Raw genomic sequence first — 20,768 nt, 5'->3', positions numbered from 1 at the left:
CGGTGGTTGAGACTTACCGACGGCGCAGGCGTGCGCCGAGGTTCGTCTTGGCCAGGTCGATCAGCTCGTCGCCGCGGCCCGACAGCAGGGTTCTCGTTGCCCACAGGGAGAAGCCTGCCACCTGTGCCGCCGTGATGGTCGGTGGAATCGAGAGCTCCTGGCGGGCGGTGAGCACTTCCACGAGGGCCGGACCGTCGTGACTGAAGGCATCCGACAACGCGGCGTCGAGTTGATCGGGGCGTTCCACACGGACGCCGTGAATCCCGAGCGCCCTCGCGACGTCGGCGAAGACTGGATTATCCAGGGCCGTACCGTAGTTCACGATGCCTGCGGCCTTCATTTCCAGCTCTACGAAGCTGAGCGCGCCATTGTTGAACACCACCATCTTGATAGGCAGCTGCGACTGGGTCAGTGTGATGAGGTCTCCCAGCATCATCGCCAGCCCGCCGTCGCCGGAGAGCGTGATGATCTGGCGACCGCGGTGTGATGCCTGGGCCCCGATTCCCTGAGGTACCGCATTCGCCATGCTGCCGTGGTTGAACGAGCCGAGCAGGCGCCGTCGGCCGTTCATGGACAGGTAGCGCGCGGCCCAGATGACGGGAGTACCGACATCGGCGATGAACACCGCGTCCTGGTCCGCCAACTCGTCGATCCTGCGCGCTACCAGTTCCGGCCGCACGGGCGTCTGATTGCGATCGTCCACCGCCAGCCGGTCGAGCTGAGCCCGCGTACGCGTGTAGTTCTCCCTCGCGCGCTCCAGATGCTTGCCGTCGGAATGCGGAAGAAGTGTCGAATTAAGCTGCTGCAAGGTGTCTTTCACCGAACCGATGAGTGGAACATCCACCCGGACACGTCGGCCGATGTGTTCACCGCGGATATCGACCTGAATCACGGTGGCCTTCGGTGGATAGAACTGTCGATACGGGAAATCCGTTCCGAGCATCAGCAGCACCTCGGTGTCCTCGAGTGCGTCGTACCCGGAACGGAATCCCAACAGGCCCGTCATGCCGACGTCGAACGGATTGTCGTACTCGACGAATTCCTTGCCGCGCAACGTGTGCACGATAGGGGCCTGCAGCGTGCGGGCTACCGCCAGCAGTTCGGCATGGGCGCCCTCACAGCCGGCCCCGGCGAGGATCGTGACCGCGTTGGATCCGTTCAACACACGTACCGCTCGCTCCAGGGACTCCGGATCGGGCAGACGGGTCCCGATGCCCGCCACGATAGGAGCCGAGGGCGGTGCCACGTCTGTCTTGGCGCTGAGGATGTCTCCGGGGATTGTCAGGACGGCCACGCCCCGTTGATCCAGTGCGGCCCGTATGGCGGTGTCCAAGACGTACGGCAGCTGTTCAACGCTGCTCACCAGCTCGCTGTACACACTGCATTCGGCGAACAGATTCTGTGGATGCGTTTCCTGGAAGTAGCCGCTGCCGATTTCGGCGCTGGGAATGTGCGATGCGATTACCAGGACGGGAACGCGGCTGCGGTGCGCGTCGAAGAGCCCGTTGATGAGATGCAGATTGCCCGGACCACAGCTGGCGGCGCATACCGCAAGAGTGCCGGTCAGTGCGGCCTCGGCTCCTGCGGCGAATGCCGCCGCCTCCTCGTGGCGCACGTGAACCCACTCCACGGTGCCATCGCGGCGCAGAGCCTCGGTAAAGCCATTCAACGAGTCACCGGGAAGTCCATAAATACGTTGAACACCAGCGGCTTTCACGGTATCGACGATGAGTTGCGAGACTGTGCGGGCCATGGTGCCCTCCAAGGGGATGAGGCGTGCTGGGCGGTCGGGGACGGTTGACGCTCTTCATTGGATGCTAGCGGCGGGCGCGGTGGTCGGCCATCAGTCATTCGACTGGTGGGCGGGATGGCAACGGCTAGTTCGTGTTCGCGTATGCGTCGAGAGCCTCAGCGGCGCAACGGCGCCCGACTTCGATGACCTCGGAAGCGCGATGAAAATCCAGACTGCGACTGACACTGCGCGGCACCTCGATGAGAACATCAGGCGGGTGTGCCGCGAGCTGCATGCGGGCAAGGGAGGACTGCATGACCTCGATGGTGCGGTTCATCACCTCGAAGCTCGTCAGTTTCGCGGCGGGATCGGGTTGGCCGGCGGCCTCGGTGCCATCGGTTTCGAACAGCGCCGAGGTGCTGCGCAGCAGCCGGTTCAGCCACTCCGTCGTCACGCGCGGCTCACGGGGCTCGGGGTCCAGCGGCGGCGCCGGGGCGCGTACCTCTTCGCCTCCGCTGAGGCTTACCGCCACTCGCAGCTCGGCGTGCACCCCGGCCAGCGGCGCAACCGCCATCAGATCGAGAACACCGCCGTCGGCCAGCACTCTGCCGTCGAGTACGTGTGGAGAGATCATTCCGGGAATCGCGATGGATGCGCGAATGGCAGAAGCCAATGAGCCGCGCTGTAGCCACACCGACTTACCGGCGATCAAGTCGGTCGCGACCGCGGTGAAAGGGATCGGCAGATCTTCGATCGCGACGTCGCCGAGCAGGTCGCGCACCACGTCCAGAATCTTCTCCGCACGGAAGAAGCCGGGGCTGGTCCAGGTCGGGTCCAACAGCCGCAGTACCGCGCGCTGCGTCAACGAGGTCGCCCACGAGGTGAATCCGTCGAGTGCACCGGCCGCTTCCAAACCGCCGACCAGCGCACCCATCGAGGATCCCGAGATCCCGGAGATCTCGAAGCCACGCTCGCGAAGTTCCTGGATCACACCGATATGCGCGTAACCCCGGGCCCCGCCGGCGCCCAGCGCCAGCGCGATCTTGGTGCCGGGTGCGCCGGTACTCGCCTCGTCAGTCATCCACTCAATCTTGGCAAGAGTGAAGCGAGGTATCCAGGTGAGGTGTGCGACACCCGTTACTGGCGAGCGTGGGGATCGGAGGCGTTGAGCGTCGCGACGACGTGGTCGTAGTCGCCGCGTGACTCGCCGTAGCGCAGGAACTTCACCCGCTCTACCTGGATCTCGTTGGCATCGGGCTGCGTCTCCAGCAGAGTGACCACCTCATCGACGAAGTCCTTCAGTGGCATTGCGAAATCACTCTCTTGCTGTCCCGGCATGAGGTCTGTGCGAACCGCGGGTGGCTGGAGTTCCTTGACCGCGACGGTGGTATCCGCGAGCTGCAGCCGGATCGTCTCACTGAGCATGTGGATGGCTGCCTTGGACGCGTTGTAGCTGGGCGTGACCTTCAGCGGCGCGAAGGCCAACCCGGACGACACCGTGATGATGGTGGCTTCCGGTTGGGCCTGTAGGTGCTCGACGAAGTTGGCGATCAACCGAATCGGGCCGAGCACGTTCGTGGTGACGATCTCCTCGGCCGACTGAAGGAACGACTCGGGGTGGTGCCAGTCCTCGACCCGCATGATCCCGGCCATCGCGATGAGGACATTCACGCCGGGATGATCGGTGAGTACCTGTTGGGCAGCGGTGTGAATGCTCGCCGGATCGGAGATGTCGATCTGCACGGCTGAGATTCCGGGGTGCTCGGCGGAGATTCGCTCGAGTAGCTCTGTACGGCGGCCGCCGACGATCACGGTGTTGCCCTTGGCCTGCAACGCTAGGGCTAGTTCCAGGCCGATGCCACTGGTGGCTCCGGGGATGAACACGGTGTTGCCTGTGATCTTCATGCGCGACCTCCGATCAATTATGTGTACATATCGTACATATAAATAATGTACGGTACGTACACATAGTTGGCAAGAGGACGGGGCGACGGTGACCCAGGCAGAACGGGACGTGGTGAGGCAACCGCGCCGAGGACGTCGCCCTGCTGACGAGGTGCGCGAGGAAGTGCTGCAGGCGGCGGGAGAGCTGCTCTTCGCCGACGGGATGAGCGGATTCACCATTGAGAAGGTCGCTGCACTTTCTGGTGCGAGCAAGATGACGATCTACAAGTGGTGGCCGTCGAAGGGTGCCCTCGCGCTTGACGGCTACTTCCGAAAGGTTGAGCCGGAATTGGGGTTCCCCGATACCGGGGAGATCGAGCGTGACCTGCGCAGCCAGTTGGGCGCGTTCCTCGGCGTCATCCGGGACTCGGTTGGTGGCGGAATCATCGGCGAGCTCATTGGTCAGGCCCAGCTCGATCCCGACCTCAAAGTGGCTTTTCTGCAACGGTATTCGGGCCCACGGCGAGCACTTGCGGTTGCGGCGCTACGCCGCGCGCAGGAACGCGGCCAGCTCGATGCGACCGTGGACCCGGAAGTTGTCGTGGACCAATTGTGGGGCGCTTGCTACCACCGGCTGCTGATACCCGACCAGCCGCTGACAGCGGATTTTGTGGACGCCTTGCTCACCAATCTGTTCGGCGGGATCAAATCCAGATGAATCTAGGTACGGGAATAAGGCCGACAGATACCGGGGTTTGACGCGGTATGCCACGTCAGTTCACCGAAGCAGAACGTCAGGAATTTCTCGCGGCCAAGCACATCGCCGTGTTGTCGGTTACGGCCGACAACGGGCGCCCGCCGGCCAGCGTGCCGATCTGGTACGACTACGTCCCCGGTGGAAACATCCGCATCAGTACGAGTGCGGCGAATCGCAAGGCACGGCTGATCGAGCAGGCTGGGGTGGTGACGTTGACCGTCCAGCACGAAGAGCTGCCGTATCAGTACGTGATCGTCGAGGGCAGTGTCGTGGAAACTGCTCAGCCGGCCCCGGAGGCGGCGCGGGTGGAAATCGCCATCCGGTACCTCGGCGAGGAGGGCGGCCGCGATTTTGTGCGTAGCTACGACGGTGGAGACAACGTGCTGTTCACGATCCGTCCGGACCGCTGGTTCACCGCGGATTTCTCGGACGATCTCTGAGCCGCGAAAGGCGGGCGCGGGTCACCGCGCTCACGCCAGGGCGAGAAACAGTTTCTCGAGCTCGGCCTCGGTCATGGGCGCGGTGTCGCCATTGCGATCGGCGGTGATGCATTCCCGCAGCCCGGTGGCGACGATCTTGAACCCTGCGCGGTCGAGGGCTCGTGATACGGCAGCCAGCTGAGTCACGACGTCTTTGCAGTCGCGTCCGTTCTCGATCATGTTGATGACGCCGTTGAGCTGACCCTGTGCCCGGCGCAGTCTGCTGAGGATCGCGGTGATGCTGTCTTGATCGTCGATCATGTTTCTACCTTTCGGGGGCGCCTAGCTACTGGCTACTATACCCTCCTGGGTATAGGGTTCGTGCGTACTCTCAGCGGCCACCAGAACCATGGGCCGAGCAACCCGGCTATGGACGGGGTCATCAGTGAGCGCACGATGAGTGTGTCGAATAGTAGGCCCAGACCGATGGTGCTTCCGGCCTGGCCGATCGAGCTCAAATCGCTTGCAGCCATGGACATCATGGTGAATGCGAATACCAGCCCCGCGGACGTGACGACCCCGCCGGTCTCTCCCATTGAACGGATGATCCCGGTCTTGAGTCCCGCACCGATCTCTTCCTGGAATCGGGATACGAGAAGCAAGTTGTAGTCGGAGCCGACAGCCAGCAGGATGATCAGTCCGAAGACCGGAGCGATCCAGTTGAGCTCAAGACCGAAAATGTGTTGCCACACCAGCACCGAGAGCCCGAATGCGGCGCCGAGGGACAGCAGTACGGTGCCGACGATGACCAGTGAGGCGACCAGCGCGCGCGTGATGATCATCATCACGGCGAAAATTAGTGTCACGGCTGCGATTCCGACGATCAACAGGTCATAGTGAGAGCCGGATTGGATGTCGCGGTAGATCGCGGCGGTGCCGGTGAGGTAGAACTCCGCGTCGGTCAGGGCGGTCCCCTTGACGGCTTGATGGGCGGCTTCCAACTCGGAGATGACTGAGGAGATTCCTGCGGGGGTGGCCGGGTCCTTGTCGTGGGTGATGATGAAGCGCGCGGCTGTGCCGTCGGGAGACAGGAACAGTCTCAGTCCGCGCTGAAAGTCCTTATTCTGGAATGCTTCTGGCGGTAGATAGAAGTAGTCGCCGCTTCGGGAGGCGTCGAAGGCCTGTCCCATCGCGCTAGCGGTGTCGGTCATCTGCGCCATCTGTGTCACCAGGTTCGAGAAGCTGCTGTGCATGGTCAGCAGGCTCGCGCGCATGGACTTGGCCACGGCGATGATCGGTGGGAATTGGGCCGCCATGTGGGGAATGATTGCGTCGACGTTTCCGACGTCTGCGGTCAGTGTGCGCATCGTGTCGCTGAATGTGTCGACACCGTCGATGGCGTCGAACACCGAACGTATGGCAGAGCATGCCGGGATATCGAAACAGTGCTGATCCCAGTAGAGATAGTTGCGCAGTGGTCGTATCGCGTCGTCGAAGTCGGCCAGATGGTCTCGAATCTCGTTGAGTGTTGCCGTCGCATCTGTCATGTCCGTGCTCATGCGATGAGTCGCGTTGTTCATGTGGCCCAGTAGGGATCGCATGTGTTCCATGGAGCCGATCATGGAGCCGAGATCCTCACTCATGGTGAGCATGTCGGCTGTACGGTCCTTCATGAACTGAAGATTCTGTTGGATCGGAATCGACTGGGCACTGATCTGGAAGGGGATGGAGGTGTGCTCAATCGGGCCGCCCAAGGGGCGGGTGATGCTTTGTACCATGGCGATTCCCGGCGAATGGAACACGTCTTTGGCGATCTTGTCGAGGATGATCATGTCGCCGGAGTTGCGCATGTCGTGATCGCTCTCGACCATCAGGATGTCGGGATTCATTGTGGCGGCGGTGAAATGGCGTTCTGCGGCCGCGTAGCCGACGTTCGAGGGCAGGTCGGCCGGTATGTAGAACCGGTCGTTGTAGCTGACCTTCATGGTCGGCATGATCGCGATACCGATGATCGCTATGCCCAGCGAGGCGGCAAGCACCGCGCCGGGCCAGCGCACCGTGGCGGTGCCGATACGCCGCCACCGTCGAACTTTCACGGCTCGTTTGGGTTCCAGCAGCCCGAACCTGGTTGCGAGGACGACGACGGCGGGCGCCGCGGTGAGGGCGCCTGCGACAACGACGAGCAGCCCGAGTGCGGATGGGATGCCGAGGGCCTTGAAGTACGACAGTCGCGCGAGATGCAGACACAGTGTTGCACCGGCGATGGTCAGACCAGAGCCCAGGATGATGTGGGCGGTGCCCCGGAACATGGTGTAGTACGCGGTTTCTTGATCCTGGCCGGCTTGGCGCGCTTCCTGATAGCGGCCGATGAGAAAGATGGCGTAGTCGGTTCCTGCGGCAATCGCCAACGAGGACAACATGGCCACCACGAATGTCGAGAATCCCAGGAGATCGTAGTTACCGAGAATCGCGACAACACCTCTGGCGGTGCCCATCTCGAAGCCGACCATGACCAGAACCAGCAGCATCGTGCTGACGGAGCGGTACGTGATGAGGAGCATGATCATGATGACTGCGCCGGTCACGCCCATCATGATCAGCATGCTTTTGTCGGCGGCCTCATTCATGTCTGTCGTCAGTGCGGCCGGGCCGGTGACGTAGACCTTGAGGCCCGGCGGTGGGGTGGAGTTGTCCACGATTGTGCGGATCGCTGCCACCGACTTGTTGCCGAGCGTGCTGCCCTGGTCACCAGCCAGATTGAGCTGTACGTAGGCGGCTTGACCGTCGCGGCTCTGAACGCCGGAAGCCGTCAGTGGGTCGCCCCACACGTCCTGAACATGCTGAACGTGGCCGGTGTCCGCCCGCAGCGCGCGTACCAGGTTGTCGTAGTAGTGGCGTGCCGATTCGCCGAGCGGTTTGTCGCCCTCCAGCACGATCATGGCGATGCTGTCGGAGTCAGATTCGCGATACTTCTCGCCGATGTGCTTGGCCGCCATCATCGCCGGCGCGTCATGCGGCGACATCGTCACCGCATGATCTCTTGCCACCGACTCGATCGGCGGTACAAGCAGGTTCACCGCCACGGTCAGTAGCAGCCAGGCCAGCACAATGGGGATAGCGAATCTGCGAACCAATCGCATGAAGGCAGGGCGTTCTTGAGCAGAAGGGTTCATGCGGCTTTCACCAGGCAGGAGATCTGGGCGCGGTGCCCGTCGGCAGACCGATCATCTTCGATTCGGCCGTTCACGGTGATCCGGCACCCAATCGCGGCGCTATTGCCTTGCGCCACAACGCTGGCAATCACCGCCGGTACGGTAGTTTCGATTGTGTAGGTCCAGGGCAAACTGGCGAAATCAGCGGACCGTGGTTGAGCGTCCTTGTCCAGGTAGCTCACCGCACCCCTGGTGCCGGTGGGGCCGTAGATCTCGTATCGCACGTGCTTGATCGTGGACGGCGCGAGTGGCTGTGCACTGCTGCCGGTGGCGGAGAATATGGGTTCGGAGCCGAACGCTCCGCGCAGGTGATTCACGGCGATTGCGCCGACACCCACTGCACATGCGACAACCAACGCAACCCACGCGCGCCGCATAACGGCAAATATCGCTGTGCGCACCTTCCGGCCACCTTTCTGTTGTAGATCAAATATTTTCGGCGCCGACGTGCGCCCTCTCCACTCGCATCGACTCTACAAATACCATACCCCCTACGGTATATGGACGGAATCTCATCCCGCCTTATATACCGTAGGGGGTATGGTATAAACGGAGTGAGAACGAGCTTGCGAGCAGTGATGGGAGACGCCGAATGTCCACAGACAGTGGTTCTGCACAAGCCGACACGTTCGATGTGAGGGTGTGGCTCGACCCGGTATGCCCGTTCTCCTGGAATACCGCGCGATGGCTGGACACAGTCGCGGACCGGTCGGGCCTGTCGATCGATTGGCAGCTGATGAACCTCGCCGTCTTGAATGAGGGTAGGGCGCTCCCGCCCGCACAACAAGCACGCATGGATGACTCGCGACAGGTGGGTCGACTGATGGCCGCCGTCCATCGTGAGTTGGGTCAGCAGGGCCTGCGCACCGCGTACTTCAGCTTCGGTGAACTGTATTTCGATGAGTCGATGCCCGTCGGCGCACATCTGGTGGACCGGGTACTGGCAGCGGTCACACCCCACGGGGTGTCACGTGAATCGCTATCGGACGGTTCCCTCGATGCACTGGTCCGTTCCTCTCATGAGTCCGGGCAGCAGGCGTTGGGAGACGTCGGCGGCAGCCCGTTGTTGCAGATCAACGGCCGCACGTTCTTCGGCCCTGTGTTGACGGCGTTACCGGAGCACGGCAACGCGCGCGCGCTTTTTGACGCGGTCATCGTGCTGGCGGGTGTGCCGGAGTTCACCCAGTTGCAGCGTCCGCGCCCGGCGCATTAGATCCGGGCATGTGGTCGCCACGCTCTACGTCCGTGAAAAACAAAGTGCCCGAACAGGGGCCTGTTCAGGAAGAGGGATCACAGAACATGAAAAAGAAGGTTGTCATCCTGGGTGCCGGAATCGGCGGTCTGAGCGCGATCAACGAATTCCGTCAGTCGCAGGTGCCACTGGGCGACCTCGACATCACCATCGTTGACGAAGACTTCGCGCACTTTCTGGGATTTACCTTGCCGTGGGTCATGAGGGGCTGGCGCGACGCGGCTAGTGTGCCGATACGGCCCAGCTCTGAGGCGCTGTCGGGGATAACCACTGTCACCGGCTCCGTCATCGGCATCGATCCCACTGCGCGCACCGTAACCCTTTCCGATGCATCGACTCTGGACTTTGACGCGCTCATCGTCGCCACCGGCGCGCACAATGCCCTCGACAAGATTCCGGGCCTGAGCGAAGCAGTAGCACGAGGTGAGGCGGTGCACTACTACGGTGTCGATGCGGCCGGCGATGCCAGGCGCGCTCTGGAGCATTTCTCGGGAAGCAAGATCGTCTTCCTGGTGACTTCACAGCCTTACCGTTGTCCGATAGCACCCTACGAAGGAGCCCTGCTGGCCTCGGACTTCTTGAACGACAAGAACATGCGATCGGATGTCGATATCAGCGTGTACACGCCGGAGAAGCACCCGATGCCCTCAGCCGGCCCCTACGCGGGACCGCAACTGGTGCAATTACTCAGGGACAACGACATCACCTTTCATGGTGAACACACCACAGAACGTGTTGACCCGGATAGAAAGGTCGTCGTATTCGCCGACGGCACCACAGTGAGCTTCGACCTGTTGGTGTTCGTGCCGCCTCACGAGCCGTCTGTCACTATCGACGGGCCGGAATGGATCGGCGTCGACGCGCAGACCATGCAAACGCCCTACGAGGGCATCTGGGCTATCGGCGACACCGTGTCGGTGACATCACCCTCCGGCAGGCCACTACCGAAGGCCGCCATCTTCGCCAAGAACGGTGCAAAAGCGGCTGCCCAAAACGTACTTCACTACCTTGAGAGGTCCGACCGGACCGCGGTACTTTCGGGACTGGGGTACTGCTACCTCGACACCGGGCAGCATCGTGCGGCACAGGGTAAAGGCGACTTCTTCACACTGCCGCATCCAGAGATCACACTCACCGAACCTTCCACCGGCCAGCATCGTGACAAGCAAGAAGAGGAAGCGCAATGGCGTGACATGTGGGAGTCACGCTCCGGAGCTTGATATCTCAGCCGCTGTTGCGCAGCGCGGTGGCCAGACCGCTCATCGTGAGCAGTATGCCGCGCTGCACCAACTCGTCCTGATCGCCGGACCGGTACCGGCGCAGCAGTTCCACCTGTAGGTGGTTGAGGGGCTCCAGGTACGGAAAGCGGTTGAACACCGAACGTGCCAGCGCCGGGTTGTCTGCAAGCAGATCCTCATGCCCGGTGATCAATTGATGCATGGCAATGGTTCTGTCGTGCTCGGCCACGATCTTGTCGAAAACCCGGTGCCGCAACGCTTCGTCGTCGACGAGTTCGGCGTAGCGGGCTGCTAACCCCATGTCTGACTTGGCCAGCACCTGGGCCATGTTGGACAGGACCGTCTGAAAGAACGGCCATCGGCGGTAGAGCTGTTGCAGCACCTCAAGTCGTCCGTCGCCTTCGGCGATCCACTGTTCGATCGCGGCTCCCGTCCCGTACCAGCCGGGCAGCATCACCCGCGACTGGCTCCAGGCCAAAACCCATGGGATGGCGCGCAGGTCGGCGATCGATGTGGTGGGCTTACGGGAGGTTGGCCGACTGCCGATATTGAGTGCACCGATCTCGTTGACCGGTGTCGATGCCTTGAAATACTCGACAAAACCTGGTGTCTCGTGCACCAGTTCGCGGTAGGTACGTTGGGCGCGCGCGGCAAGGTCATCGAGTATTTCGTAGGCCGCGCCGGCCGCCTCTCCTAGTCCTTCGACGTCGAGCAGTGTCGACTCCAGCGTTGCGGCCAGCAGCGTCTCGAGGTTGCGGTGGGCCGCACGTGGTTCGGCGTACTTGGCGGCGATCACCTCACCCTGCTCGGTGATACGAAGCGATCCGGATACCGCCCCAGGCGGTTGGGCCAAGATGGCGTCGTAACTCGGACCACCGCCCCGTCCCACGGTACCGCCACGACCGTGGAAGAGCCGCAGCCGAATTCCGTTCCTGCGGGCAGATTCCACCAGGTCTAGTTCGGCGCGGTACAGAGCCCAGTTGGCGGCCAGATAGCCGCCGTCCTTGTTGGAGTCCGAGTACCCGAGCATAACCTCCTGGCTCTCGCCTCGAGCAGCCACCAGGGCCCGGTAAAGCGGAAGTTCCAGGGCTGCTTCAAGAATGGCGGAACCACGTTGCAGGTCGTCAATGGTCTCGAACAGCGGCACGATGCCCACCGGACAGAATGGTCGTGGTCGTGAAGCGTCCAGCAATCCCGCTTCCTTCAAGAGAATTGCCGCTTCCAGCATGTCCGAAACCGATTGGCACATCGAGATGATGTAGTTGGGAACCGCCCGGGGCCCGTAGGTCTGAACCGCCCGCGCGGCAGCGGCGACGATATCGAGTTCCTTGCGGGCAAGCTCGGAGAGCTCGGCGCCCTCGCCGATCAGGGGCCGCCGGGTGCGTAGCTCGGCGACAAGTACCTCGATGCGCCGAGGCTCCGAGAGCGATCGGTAGTCGGAATGCACACCGGCCCAGGCAAGTAACTCGGAGATCACCTCTTCGTGGATATCCGAGTTCTGCCGCATGTCCAGCCCACTGAGATGAAAACCGAAGACATGAACGGATTCTCGCAACGCACGTAGTCGATCGTCCGCCAGCACTACGCTGCCGTGCGCACGCAACGACGCATCCACGATATCGAGGTCTCGTAGTAGTTCGTCCGGTGCGCGGTACGGAATCAGGCCTAGATCCAGGCCGTGCTCCGGCAGTTGGTCAAAGATGGTCGCGGCCGTCGCGGTAAGGCGCGCATGGATGACGCGTAGTGCGCGGCGGTAGGGCTCGTCTGCCCGGTCGGTTTCGCCGCCCTGCTCGGCCAATGCGATCAGATCGGCAGAAACCGTGACCAGGCGGACCGATAACGAGAGCTCCTGCTCCAGTGCCACCAATTGTTCGAAGTAGTAGGCGATCGCCGTCTGTGCGGCACTGCTTGTCGCAAGATGCACTACCTCGGCGGTGACGTTCGGATTTCCGTCCCGGTCACCACCGATCCACGATCCGGGTCGCAGAATCGGCTCGCTGAGTAACTCGGCATCCGGCCACCGGCGGCGTAGCGCCGTGCGGATCTCGGCGTTGATCTCAGGTATCACCTCGAAGAACGAGGCCGGGTAGTAACGCAGCCCCACGGCGATTTCGTCTTGAATCTTCAACCGGGACAACCGGATCAATGCCGTCTGCCACAGCGTGAGAATGTGCCGCTGAAGTTCGCGCTCGATATCCCGGCCGGTTTCGGTCTGCGTCAGTCCCTGCATACGCAGCCGCATGAGCTCGGTGATGCGATGTTGGGTGTCGAACACGGTACGACGGCGGGTCTCCGTCGGGTGAGCGGTAATAACCGGCGACACCAGCGCGCCGGTGAGAGCGTGCGCAACGCGATCCGAAGCAAGTTGTGCGGCATCGAGTTTGAGGTACGTGGCGGCTAAGCTACTGTCCTGCGGTGGTGCGCCCGCAGCGACGTGCACGGCCCGCCGGCGCTCTCGATGGATGTCCTCGGCCACATTGGCCAGCAGCGCGAAATGGGTGAATGCCCGAATGACGGGGATGGCTCGGTGGATGTCGACGCCGTCGAACAGCTGCGCCAGTTCGGCGCGATCGATCTCTGATCGGCGCACCCGGAACGACTCCACTCGCGCCCGCTCCACGAGCTCGAAGACTTCGTCGCCGCACTGCTCACGCACCGTAAGACCCAAGATGGTGCCCAGCAGCCGGATGTCTTCACGCATCGGCTCGGTGGCCTCCCGGCCCACCTGTGTCCGGGTGACGGCGCCTATCGGTGCAAGATCCGTAACCTCAGCCATGGATCGAGTATCCGTGGCAACGCCGCCGCTCGCACGATGAGCGCCGATGATGAGACCAGATCGGCAGCTGAGCTACCAGACCCTGATCCAGTCGACGAGCATCTCCGCGGGGTAGGTGCCGCCGCGCGGATCACCACCGCCGGATCCGGCCACGGCCAGGTTCAGCACCGCGAAAGCCTTGTGCCCGGGATTGTTGAACGGCCAGTCCGCCAGGGAGTTGGCCGGGACATCGAAGTACGGCGCCGCCCCGTCGGTGTAGTCCCGCCAGAAGCGAATCCCCTTGTCGTCCCACTGGGTGCGCCAGGTGTGCCAGCCGCTGTCCAGGGTCAGGTTGTGGGTCTTCCATTCCGAGCCGTTTGCCTTGGCGTGCACCGTAGTTGCGGCCGGCCAACTGCCGTTGCCGTACCACTCGACGATGTCGATCTCACCGTCCTGGTCGCTGCCGAGCCAGAACGCGGGCCACGCGCCCGGGGTCAGGCAGTTGAACTTGATGCGCGCTTCCCAGGTGTAGCCGATGCCAAGTTCGGTGGTGCTGTAGATCTTGCCGCCGTAGTAGGTATTGCCTTCCTTGGCGGCCTTGATGACCAGATTCGAGTTGCCGTCGATGTAGACGTTCTTGCGGTCGTCACGGTACTGGCCGACGTTCTCGGGGAGCTCCCAAAAGGTCGGGTCCTTCATGGACTCGCGAGCCTTCGACACAGCCCATTTGGACCCGTCGGGCGCCGACCCGGCTGGGCCGTCGAACTCATCGACGAAGACGTACTTGCCGGTGGGGGGTGCCGCTGGCGGCCGGTTGGGTGGGTTCTGTGGTGCCGGTTGCGCCCACGCCTGCGGCATAGAAGCCGCTGCTGCCAACATGCCAAGCCCTGAGAACGCCATCATCCGGCGCCGATCCATGTTCACCATCGACGCCGACGATAACAGGATTCGCTCGGCGCGGTCCGGGTCTGCGGTACGGCTGCTAGTGGCGGGCGCGCAGCGACTCGCGACCGGGCGACAGCATTGCGACGTCCAGTCCGCGGGCGGCCAGATCCTCCGGAACCGGGCTGCGCGCGGCCAGTGCGGCACCAACTCGCGCGAGCGCCGGGGCCATCTGGATGCCATAACCACCTTGGGCGGCGTACCAGAAAAAGCCCTCGATATCCGGGTCTTCCCCGACAACCGGCGTGCGATCGGGGGTGAAGGACCGCAACCCCGCCCATGCGGAGTTCACCGTCCGGATACCGAGGGTGGTGGCCTCGTTGATCATCCCGATCGCCCGCGCCATCTCCAGCTCGTCGGGTCGGGGGTCTCCGGGTGCCTGAAGCGTCTCGTCGGCGGGCGAGCACAGGAACTGGGCGCCGTCGGGTTTGAAATAGAAGGTGTCTGAGGTGTCCAGTGTCATAGGAATCGAGCCGGCAGACCTCTCCTGCGGCGCGGACACCATGAAGGCGGTACGTCGAAGCGGCATGATCCCCACCGGGTGCGCGCCCATGGCCTGCGCGACTTCATCGCACCAGGCACCGGCGGCGTTCACGACGGTGGCCGCTTCAAATTGTCGTCCGGACGAGTCCCGCAGGATCCACCTGCCCTGACGGCGGGTGCTACTCACGATGGGCGCCGACTTGACGATGCTTCCGCCACGGCGGCGCAGCCCGCGCACGTAGCCCTGGTGCAGCCCGTGCACGTCCAGCTCCATCGGAGTCGGATCGATCGTCGCCAATCGGGTGTGCCCGGGACGTAGGTACGGGTTGATCTCCTCGGCGACCGCACCGTCGACCAATTCCGTGTGACACCCCTGGAGCAGGGCCTGATCATGTAGTTGGCGCAGCGTCTCCGCATGCGTGTCATCGGCGATGATCAGCAGCGGCAAGGGTGTGGCGAGCTGAGCATCGAAGCCCTCGCGGGGTTCGGTGAAGAAGTCGCGGCTCGCCGCCGTCAACATACGGATGACGGGATTTCCGTAGTTCTCGATGAAGGTGGCCGCAGACCTTCCGGTGGTGTGAAACGCCAGGGTCGATTCGCGTTCCAGCAGTGCGACGGTTTGATATTCGGCCAACTCGTAGGCAATCGACGCACCTGACATCCCGCCTCCCACGACAATGGTGTCGACGGAGAGTTCGGTATCGATGGACTGGCTCACGTATCCGAGGGTAGGTCGTAACGACCGCCGTATGGTCGGTCTAAGACGCAGCAACACACAGAGTGGGAGAGGCCGGATGACGATCACGCTGCCCGACAACTGGGCGGACACTTTGGGGGATTTGGCCGACTTCTACCGCGACCTGCATCAGCATCCGGAACTCTCGTTCCAGGAACACCGGACCGCGGCAAAGATCCAGGAGGCGATTGCGCCGCTCGGGCTGGAGGTGACGTCGGGCGTCGGCGGTACCGGTGTTGTGGCCGTGCTGCGCAACGGATCCGGTCCGGTGGTGTGGCTGCGGGCCGACTTTGACGCACTCCCGGTACAGGAGCAGACCGGTCTTCCCTACGCGAGTACCGTTCGCGCCACCAACCCGGACGGCAGGGATGTTCCCGTCATGCACGCCTGCGGGCACGATATGCACGTCACCGCGCTGGTGGGCGCCCTTCGGCTGCTGAATGAACTCAAGACCGTGTGGTCGGGGACGGTGGTCGCGATTTTCCAACCCGCCGAGGAGGTGGGCGGGGGTGCGAAGGCGATGATCGCCGACGGCATCTTGGATCGGTTTCCCAAGCCCGAGGTCGTTCTCGGCCAACACGTCGGTCCGTTGCCGGCCGGGATGATCGCGTACAAGACGGGCACCGCGCTGGCCGCCTCGGATTCGCTCAAGATGCAACTGTTCGGGCGGGGTGGCCATGGCTCGCAACCGGAGTCGACCGTCGATCCGGTGGTGATGGCCTCGAATGTGGTGCAGCGTCTGCAGACCATCGTGTCGCGCGAGCTGTCCCCGTTCGAACCCGCCGTGGTCACCGTCGGTTACCTGCATGCGGGGGCGAAGGACAACATCATCCCCGACGACGCGGAACTCGGCATCAATGTCCGTACCTTCAACGAGGAGGTGCGGCGCAAGACGCTGGCGTCCATCACGCGGATCGCTCAGGCCGAGTCGACGGCTTCGGGTGCCGACAAGGAACCGGCGGTGACGTCGATGCACACCTTCCCGATCACCGTCGTCGACAACGCGGCGATGCAGGCGATTGCCGCCGTGTTCCGTGAGCACTTTGGTGCTGAGCGGGTGATCGAGTCTCCGAATCCGCTGGCAGGCAGTGAGGACGTGGGATTTTTCGGCACCGCAGCCGGTGTCCCCACCGCATTCTGGTTCTGGGGCGGGTACGAGCAGCAGCGTTTCGAGGATGCCGCGGCGGCCGGAAAGCCGGTGCCGTCCAACCATTCTCCGGAATTCGCGCCGGTGCTGGAACCGACGCTCAGCACCGGGGTTGAGGCGCTCACCGTGGCGGCGTTGTCGCGGTTGACCGCTACGGCGTGATCAAGCCCAGCATCTGCGCGCGTTCCAGAATGATCCGGGCACGATTCAGCCGGGGTAGGTCGCTACCGTCCTGTGGCTTTCCACCGTGGCTGTTGAACTGCTCCACGAAGTTCTGAGCCCACACAACGTCGTCATCGGAGGGGCTCAAACCCTTGTTGATGGTGTCGGCATCGGAGGAGTGCAGCGCCAGCTTTCCCGTCATACCCATGCGGCGCGTCAGCGCGACTCCCTCGGCGAGTTCGGCCGGATCGCGGGTTGGGCCGTCGATCGGTCCGGGAATGTGTGCGGCGCGCGAGGCCACCACAAGCTGGGATCTGCTGTAGGCCAGGGCCAATGGGTCTGGATCGACACCGATATCGAGCGTGTAGTCATTGACGCCGAAGGCAATGCGAAAGCAGGGGCGAGCCGCGGCGATGTCGTGCACGCGGGACAGGCCCCGCGCGGTCTCGATCAGCGCGATCACGGGAGTTTCGCCACCGAGGCGGTTGGCGGTGTCCCACATGTGATTTCCACCCTCGGTCTTGGCCAGCACCACACCCTTGAGGCCCTGCGCGTCCGCGAGGGTTCGGCAGTCGGCCGACCAGAAGTCACTGGAAGCATCGTTCACGCGCACCCAGGCGTGCCCGCCTGAATTGAGATACTCCAGCACACGTGCGCGTGCTGATTCTTTCTCATTAGGTGCGACGGCGTCTTCCAAGTCCAGGATCACTTCGTCGGCACGTGTGGATGTGACGGCAGCACCGAGGTCGGGCTCCCGGGAAGGATTGACCAGAAGCCACGAGCGTGAAACCTTCGAGTTCACTGCCACCTCACCAGTATTTCGCAGAGCGACGCCGTTACCGCGGGATTCGATTCAGCCAAGCAGATTCTCCATCAACAGGTTGATTGTCGATGACAACCATGGGCACACCGGATTTGGGGAAGGCACGCAGCAGCGGCAGATTGTTCGCCGCGATGGCACGGGCATCAAAGGGCACCGGCAGCCCGACCCTGATCAGATCCTGTGCGCTCTGGGGCGCGTTGACTCGGGCGGCCAGCTCCGCCAGCTGGTCGTTGCTCAGGTCCGTGTCACCTTCCTCCTCGGGCTGCTGGTCCTTGGCGTAGAACTCTCGGATGAAGCGCCAGGTGATATCGCTTGATCGTGACTGATCGGCGACAACGAAGCTGGCATAGATCGCACGGCTGTCGTATGTGCCGCTGGCAGAGTACTTATCGAGGAAGTCCACGAATCTGAGGTTGATGTGGAGCTTGCCCGACTCGATGCGCCGCCCGATCTCCTCGCCCTGGCTCTGAACCATCTTCCCGCTGTAGGGGCACAGCGGGTCCAGGTAGAGATCGATCTGCCCCGGGGCGGCCGGGTCGCCAAGGGACAGCACATCCCCGGCGGGCGACGCATCGGCCGCGTGCGCCAATCCGGCGTTGGGGCCAAGGACCAGGACCGCGGTGACTAGACCGATGATCGTCGCGAAGCGCTTCACTGCATGCATCGGTCCATCATCGCTCAGTCGGCTACACCTTCCGGTTCTCGGACTTGATCAGCCAGGCCAGCTTCTCCAAGCCGTCGATGAGCTGGTGCAGGATGTCGGCGGTGGTGGGGTCCTCGTCGTCCACCGCGTCGTGCACCGCGCGCAGGGTCTTCACCGTGGCATAGATGCGGGTGGTGATCAGGTCGACGACATCGCCGGTGCTGCGTTCATAGGGCGGGAACTCCGGCAGTGTGGTGCTCGCCGCGACGGTGTCGGATCGGCCGTCGGGCAGCGCATCGAGCGCGCGCATGCGTTCGGCGACGGTGTCGCTCGATTCGCGTGCGAAGTCGACCAATTCGTCGAGCTGCAGGTGTAGATCGCGAAAATTACTGCCGACGACGTTCCAGTGGGCCTGCTTACCCTGCAGATGCAGTTCGATCAGGTCGACCAGGACCTGTTGCAGACTCGCGCTCACTGCGGCCGAGGCCTGGAAGTTGGTGACGTCGGATTCGGGAGTACGGGTTGTGTTCGGCATATCAGGTGCAACCCGGTCTAAATTGGATCTATTCCAGATTAGGGCACATTTACACGTCGATACGTGAACCGATGATGACCGTGCGGTGCCGAGGTAAGCCGAAGTATTCGACAGCATCCGCCGTGATGTGGGATGTCGCGATGAACAAGCTCTTGCGCCAGCGCGCCATGGTGGGTGCCTGGCCCTTGATCAACTCGAGCTTGGACAGGAAGTAGGTGGCCTCGTCGAGGTCGATGCGGCCCTCGGTGTCGGATGCGTCGAGCAGTCCCAGAGCATGCGGCACGTTCGGCGTCTCCATATATCCGAAACGAGCGCTCACGTGCACGATTCCGTCCTTGATGTATCCGAGGTGATCGATCGTGGTGCGATCGGAATCGGCCACGCGGGGTATCGGCTGTGTCTCGATGGACAGGATGACCACGTGCTCGTGCAGCACGTGGTTGTGCTCGACGTTGGCGCGCATGGCCAAGGGCGCAGTTTCCTTGCCCCTATTGAGGAATACTGCCGTGCCTGGCACGCGCACCACCTGCGGAGGCTCGTTGTGGAGGGTGTCGATGAACTCACGCAACGCTCCCTCTTCCTCCTCGCGTGCGGGAGTCACGATGGCACGGCCGCGTTGCCAGGTGGTCATCACGGTGAACGCCGTCAGCGCGATGAGTAGTGGCAGCCACGCGCCGTGCACCAGCTTGGTCATGTTCGCCGCCAGGAACAGCAGATCGACCGCCAACAGCGATCCCGCGCCAATCACCACGAGCCACAGTGGCGTGTTCCAGCGGATGCGGGCGACGTAGAAGAACAGCAGGGTGGTGATGGTGATGGTGCCCGTCACCGCCATGCCGAAGGCATATGCCAGCGCCGCGGAGCTTCGGAAGGCGAAAACCAGTGTCAGCACTGAGACCATGAGCACCCAGTTGATCCACGGCACGTAGATCTGGCCGATCGTCGATTCGGAAGTGTGGTCGATTCGCAGGCGCGGCAGGTAGCCGAGCTGGGCCGCCTGCGAGGCGACTGAGTATGCGCCGGTGATTACCGCCTGCGACGCGATGACCGTCGCCGCGGTGGCGAGCAGAACCATCGGCAGTCGGGCCCAGTCCGGAGTCAGCAGGAAGAAGGGTGCGCTGATGGCGGATTCGTCGCCGAGGAGAAGGGCACCTTGGCCGAAGTAGCTCAGGGTGAGAGCGGGTAGCGCCAAGCCGAGCCAGCCGTAGGTGATGGCCTTGCGCCCGAAGTGGCCCATATCGGCGTACAGGGCCTCGGCCCCGGTGACCGAAAGCACCACGGCGGCAAGGGCGAAGAAGGCGATGTGAAAGTGCCCGATCATGAAGCCGACCGCGTAGGTGGGTGAGAGAGCCTTGAGGATCTCCGGGTGTTTGGCAATGCCGGTAATCCCACAGGCGCCGATCGCGGTGAACCACGCGATCATGACCGGGCCGAAGAATCGCCCGACGGCCGCGGTGCCGTGACGTTGCACCATGAACAGTCCCACGATGATCACCGCGGTGATGGGTACGATCCACTCCTCCAGATCCGGCTGGACGACCTTTACCCCCTCGATCGCCGAAAGCACCGAGATGGCAGGGGTGATCATGCTGTCGCCGAAAAACAGTGCGGCGCCGAAGAGTCCGGCACCGGCCAGCACCAGAGCGCTGCGGCGCCCTTGCTTTCCGCTCCACCGCGTCAACAGCGTGATGAGTGCCATGATGCCGCCCTCGCCGTCGTTGTCGGCGCGCATGACCAACGTGACGTAGGTGAGTGTGACGATGAGCATCACCGACCAGAAGATCAGCGACACAATGCCGTACACGTTGTTGGTGTTGAGCGGCACCGGATGGGGATCAGCGGGATTGAACACCGTCTGGATGGTGTAGATCGGGCTGGTACCGATATCGCCGAACACCACCCCCAGTGCGCCCACGATGACCCCCAGGCGCACGGTCTGCGTGAGGCTCCCGGGACTGTGTGATGACGTGGTCGCAGAGTCTTGTTGCACGGTGCGGTTCTCGTTTCTGCTGCGCCCACCGTGCCATGCGGTGTGGCCGGTGCTGTGG

Annotated in this window: 18 protein-coding genes; 5 read left to right on the top strand and 13 right to left on the bottom strand. The window is 63.0% G+C overall.

Annotated elements, in window-relative coordinates:
- Window positions 1–13 precede the first annotated feature (13 nt).
- The 3 genes from poxB to MSTE_RS24090 all read right to left on the bottom strand — a co-directional run bounded on the left by poxB (window position 14) and on the right by MSTE_RS24090 (window position 3,637).
- Complete coding sequence (gene poxB / locus MSTE_RS24100) at window positions 14–1,753, bottom strand: ubiquinone-dependent pyruvate dehydrogenase (RefSeq protein WP_096505022.1); 1,740 nt, start codon at window positions 1,751–1,753, stop codon at window positions 14–16.
- A 124-nt stretch (window positions 1,754–1,877) separates the two neighbouring features.
- Window positions 1,878–2,813: a patatin-like phospholipase family protein gene (locus MSTE_RS24095; protein WP_096505020.1), complete on the bottom strand. Its 936-nt coding sequence runs from the start codon at window positions 2,811–2,813 to the stop codon at window positions 1,878–1,880.
- Window positions 2,814–2,869: 56 nt separating this feature from the next.
- Window positions 2,870–3,637 carry an SDR family oxidoreductase gene (locus MSTE_RS24090; RefSeq protein ID WP_096505018.1) on the bottom strand — a complete coding sequence of 256 codons (768 nt, stop codon included), beginning with the start codon at window positions 3,635–3,637 and terminating at the stop codon, window positions 2,870–2,872.
- Window positions 3,638–3,788: 151 nt separating this feature from the next.
- Between MSTE_RS24090 and MSTE_RS24085 the strand changes: the two genes are divergently transcribed.
- Both MSTE_RS24085 and MSTE_RS24080 read left to right on the top strand, forming a co-directional pair.
- Entirely contained in the window at window positions 3,789–4,334 is a 546-nt protein-coding gene (locus MSTE_RS24085; protein ID WP_096505016.1) for a TetR/AcrR family transcriptional regulator, read from the top strand.
- 47 nt (window positions 4,335–4,381) lie between these two features.
- Window positions 4,382–4,813 (top strand): pyridoxamine 5'-phosphate oxidase family protein, encoded by a 432-nt coding sequence (locus tag MSTE_RS24080; RefSeq protein ID WP_096505014.1) that lies wholly within the window; start codon window positions 4,382–4,384, stop codon window positions 4,811–4,813.
- A 30-nt stretch (window positions 4,814–4,843) separates the two neighbouring features.
- Here MSTE_RS24080 and MSTE_RS24075 read toward each other — a convergent pair whose 3' ends face one another.
- The 3 genes from MSTE_RS24075 to MSTE_RS24065 are packed head-to-tail and all read right to left on the bottom strand — an operon-like array spanning window position 4,844 to window position 8,381.
- Complete coding sequence (locus tag MSTE_RS24075; protein WP_030097577.1) at window positions 4,844–5,113, bottom strand: metal-sensitive transcriptional regulator; 270 nt, start codon at window positions 5,111–5,113, stop codon at window positions 4,844–4,846.
- Between the two features lie 35 nt (window positions 5,114–5,148).
- Window positions 5,149–7,932 (bottom strand): MMPL/RND family transporter, encoded by a 2,784-nt coding sequence (locus MSTE_RS24070; RefSeq protein WP_193442046.1) that lies wholly within the window; start codon window positions 7,930–7,932, stop codon window positions 5,149–5,151.
- A gap of 29 nt (window positions 7,933–7,961) precedes the next feature.
- Window positions 7,962–8,381, bottom strand: coding sequence for an MmpS family transport accessory protein (locus MSTE_RS24065; RefSeq protein WP_096505010.1), 420 nt, complete (start codon window positions 8,379–8,381; stop codon window positions 7,962–7,964).
- Between the two features lie 215 nt (window positions 8,382–8,596).
- Between MSTE_RS24065 and MSTE_RS24060 the strand changes: the two genes are divergently transcribed.
- A complete protein-coding gene (locus MSTE_RS24060) occupies window positions 8,597–9,217 on the top strand; it encodes a mycothiol-dependent nitroreductase Rv2466c family protein (RefSeq protein ID WP_096505008.1) in 621 nt (206 codons plus the stop codon).
- Window positions 9,218–9,303: 86 nt separating this feature from the next.
- Window positions 9,304–10,476: an NAD(P)/FAD-dependent oxidoreductase gene (locus MSTE_RS24055; protein ID WP_096506339.1), complete on the top strand. Its 1,173-nt coding sequence runs from the start codon at window positions 9,304–9,306 to the stop codon at window positions 10,474–10,476.
- A 4-nt stretch (window positions 10,477–10,480) separates the two neighbouring features.
- Here MSTE_RS24055 and ppc read toward each other — a convergent pair whose 3' ends face one another.
- The 3 genes from ppc to MSTE_RS24040 form a co-directional block, all read right to left on the bottom strand.
- Entirely contained in the window at window positions 10,481–13,270 is a 2,790-nt protein-coding gene (gene ppc / locus MSTE_RS24050) for a phosphoenolpyruvate carboxylase (RefSeq protein WP_096505005.1), read from the bottom strand.
- Between the two features lie 72 nt (window positions 13,271–13,342).
- Complete coding sequence (locus MSTE_RS24045; RefSeq protein WP_030097571.1) at window positions 13,343–14,176, bottom strand: glycoside hydrolase family 16 protein; 834 nt, start codon at window positions 14,174–14,176, stop codon at window positions 13,343–13,345.
- Window positions 14,177–14,231: 55 nt separating this feature from the next.
- Window positions 14,232–15,392: an NAD(P)/FAD-dependent oxidoreductase gene (locus tag MSTE_RS24040; protein ID WP_096505003.1), complete on the bottom strand. Its 1,161-nt coding sequence runs from the start codon at window positions 15,390–15,392 to the stop codon at window positions 14,232–14,234.
- Window positions 15,393–15,468: 76 nt separating this feature from the next.
- On the opposite strand from MSTE_RS24040, the gene MSTE_RS24035 reads away from it, so the two are divergent.
- Complete coding sequence (locus MSTE_RS24035; protein WP_096505001.1) at window positions 15,469–16,719, top strand: M20 family metallopeptidase; 1,251 nt, start codon at window positions 15,469–15,471, stop codon at window positions 16,717–16,719.
- Here MSTE_RS24035 and MSTE_RS24030 read toward each other — a convergent pair.
- Genes MSTE_RS24030 through MSTE_RS24015 form a run of 4 tightly spaced genes read right to left on the bottom strand, consistent with a single transcriptional unit; the run spans window position 16,709 to window position 20,710 of the window.
- Window positions 16,709–17,521 carry an HpcH/HpaI aldolase/citrate lyase family protein gene (locus MSTE_RS24030; RefSeq protein WP_096506335.1) on the bottom strand — a complete coding sequence of 271 codons (813 nt, stop codon included), beginning with the start codon at window positions 17,519–17,521 and terminating at the stop codon, window positions 16,709–16,711. The two genes, MSTE_RS24035 and MSTE_RS24030, sit on opposite strands and share 11 nt — an antisense overlap.
- Window positions 17,522–17,555: 34 nt before the next feature.
- Window positions 17,556–18,206 carry a thioredoxin domain-containing protein gene (locus MSTE_RS24025; protein ID WP_096504999.1) on the bottom strand — a complete coding sequence of 217 codons (651 nt, stop codon included), beginning with the start codon at window positions 18,204–18,206 and terminating at the stop codon, window positions 17,556–17,558.
- Window positions 18,207–18,228: 22 nt separating this feature from the next.
- Entirely contained in the window at window positions 18,229–18,720 is a 492-nt protein-coding gene (locus MSTE_RS24020; protein ID WP_096504997.1) for a Dps family protein, read from the bottom strand.
- A 49-nt stretch (window positions 18,721–18,769) separates the two neighbouring features.
- Entirely contained in the window at window positions 18,770–20,710 is a 1,941-nt protein-coding gene (locus tag MSTE_RS24015) for a potassium transporter Kup (RefSeq protein ID WP_096504995.1), read from the bottom strand.
- Window positions 20,711–20,768: the final 58 nt, after the last annotated feature.

The organism is [Mycobacterium] stephanolepidis (assembly GCF_002356335.1).
In the GTDB taxonomy this organism is placed as follows: domain Bacteria; phylum Actinomycetota; class Actinomycetes; order Mycobacteriales; family Mycobacteriaceae; genus Mycobacterium; species Mycobacterium stephanolepidis.
This window is presented reverse-complemented; position numbering and strand designations above follow the sequence as displayed.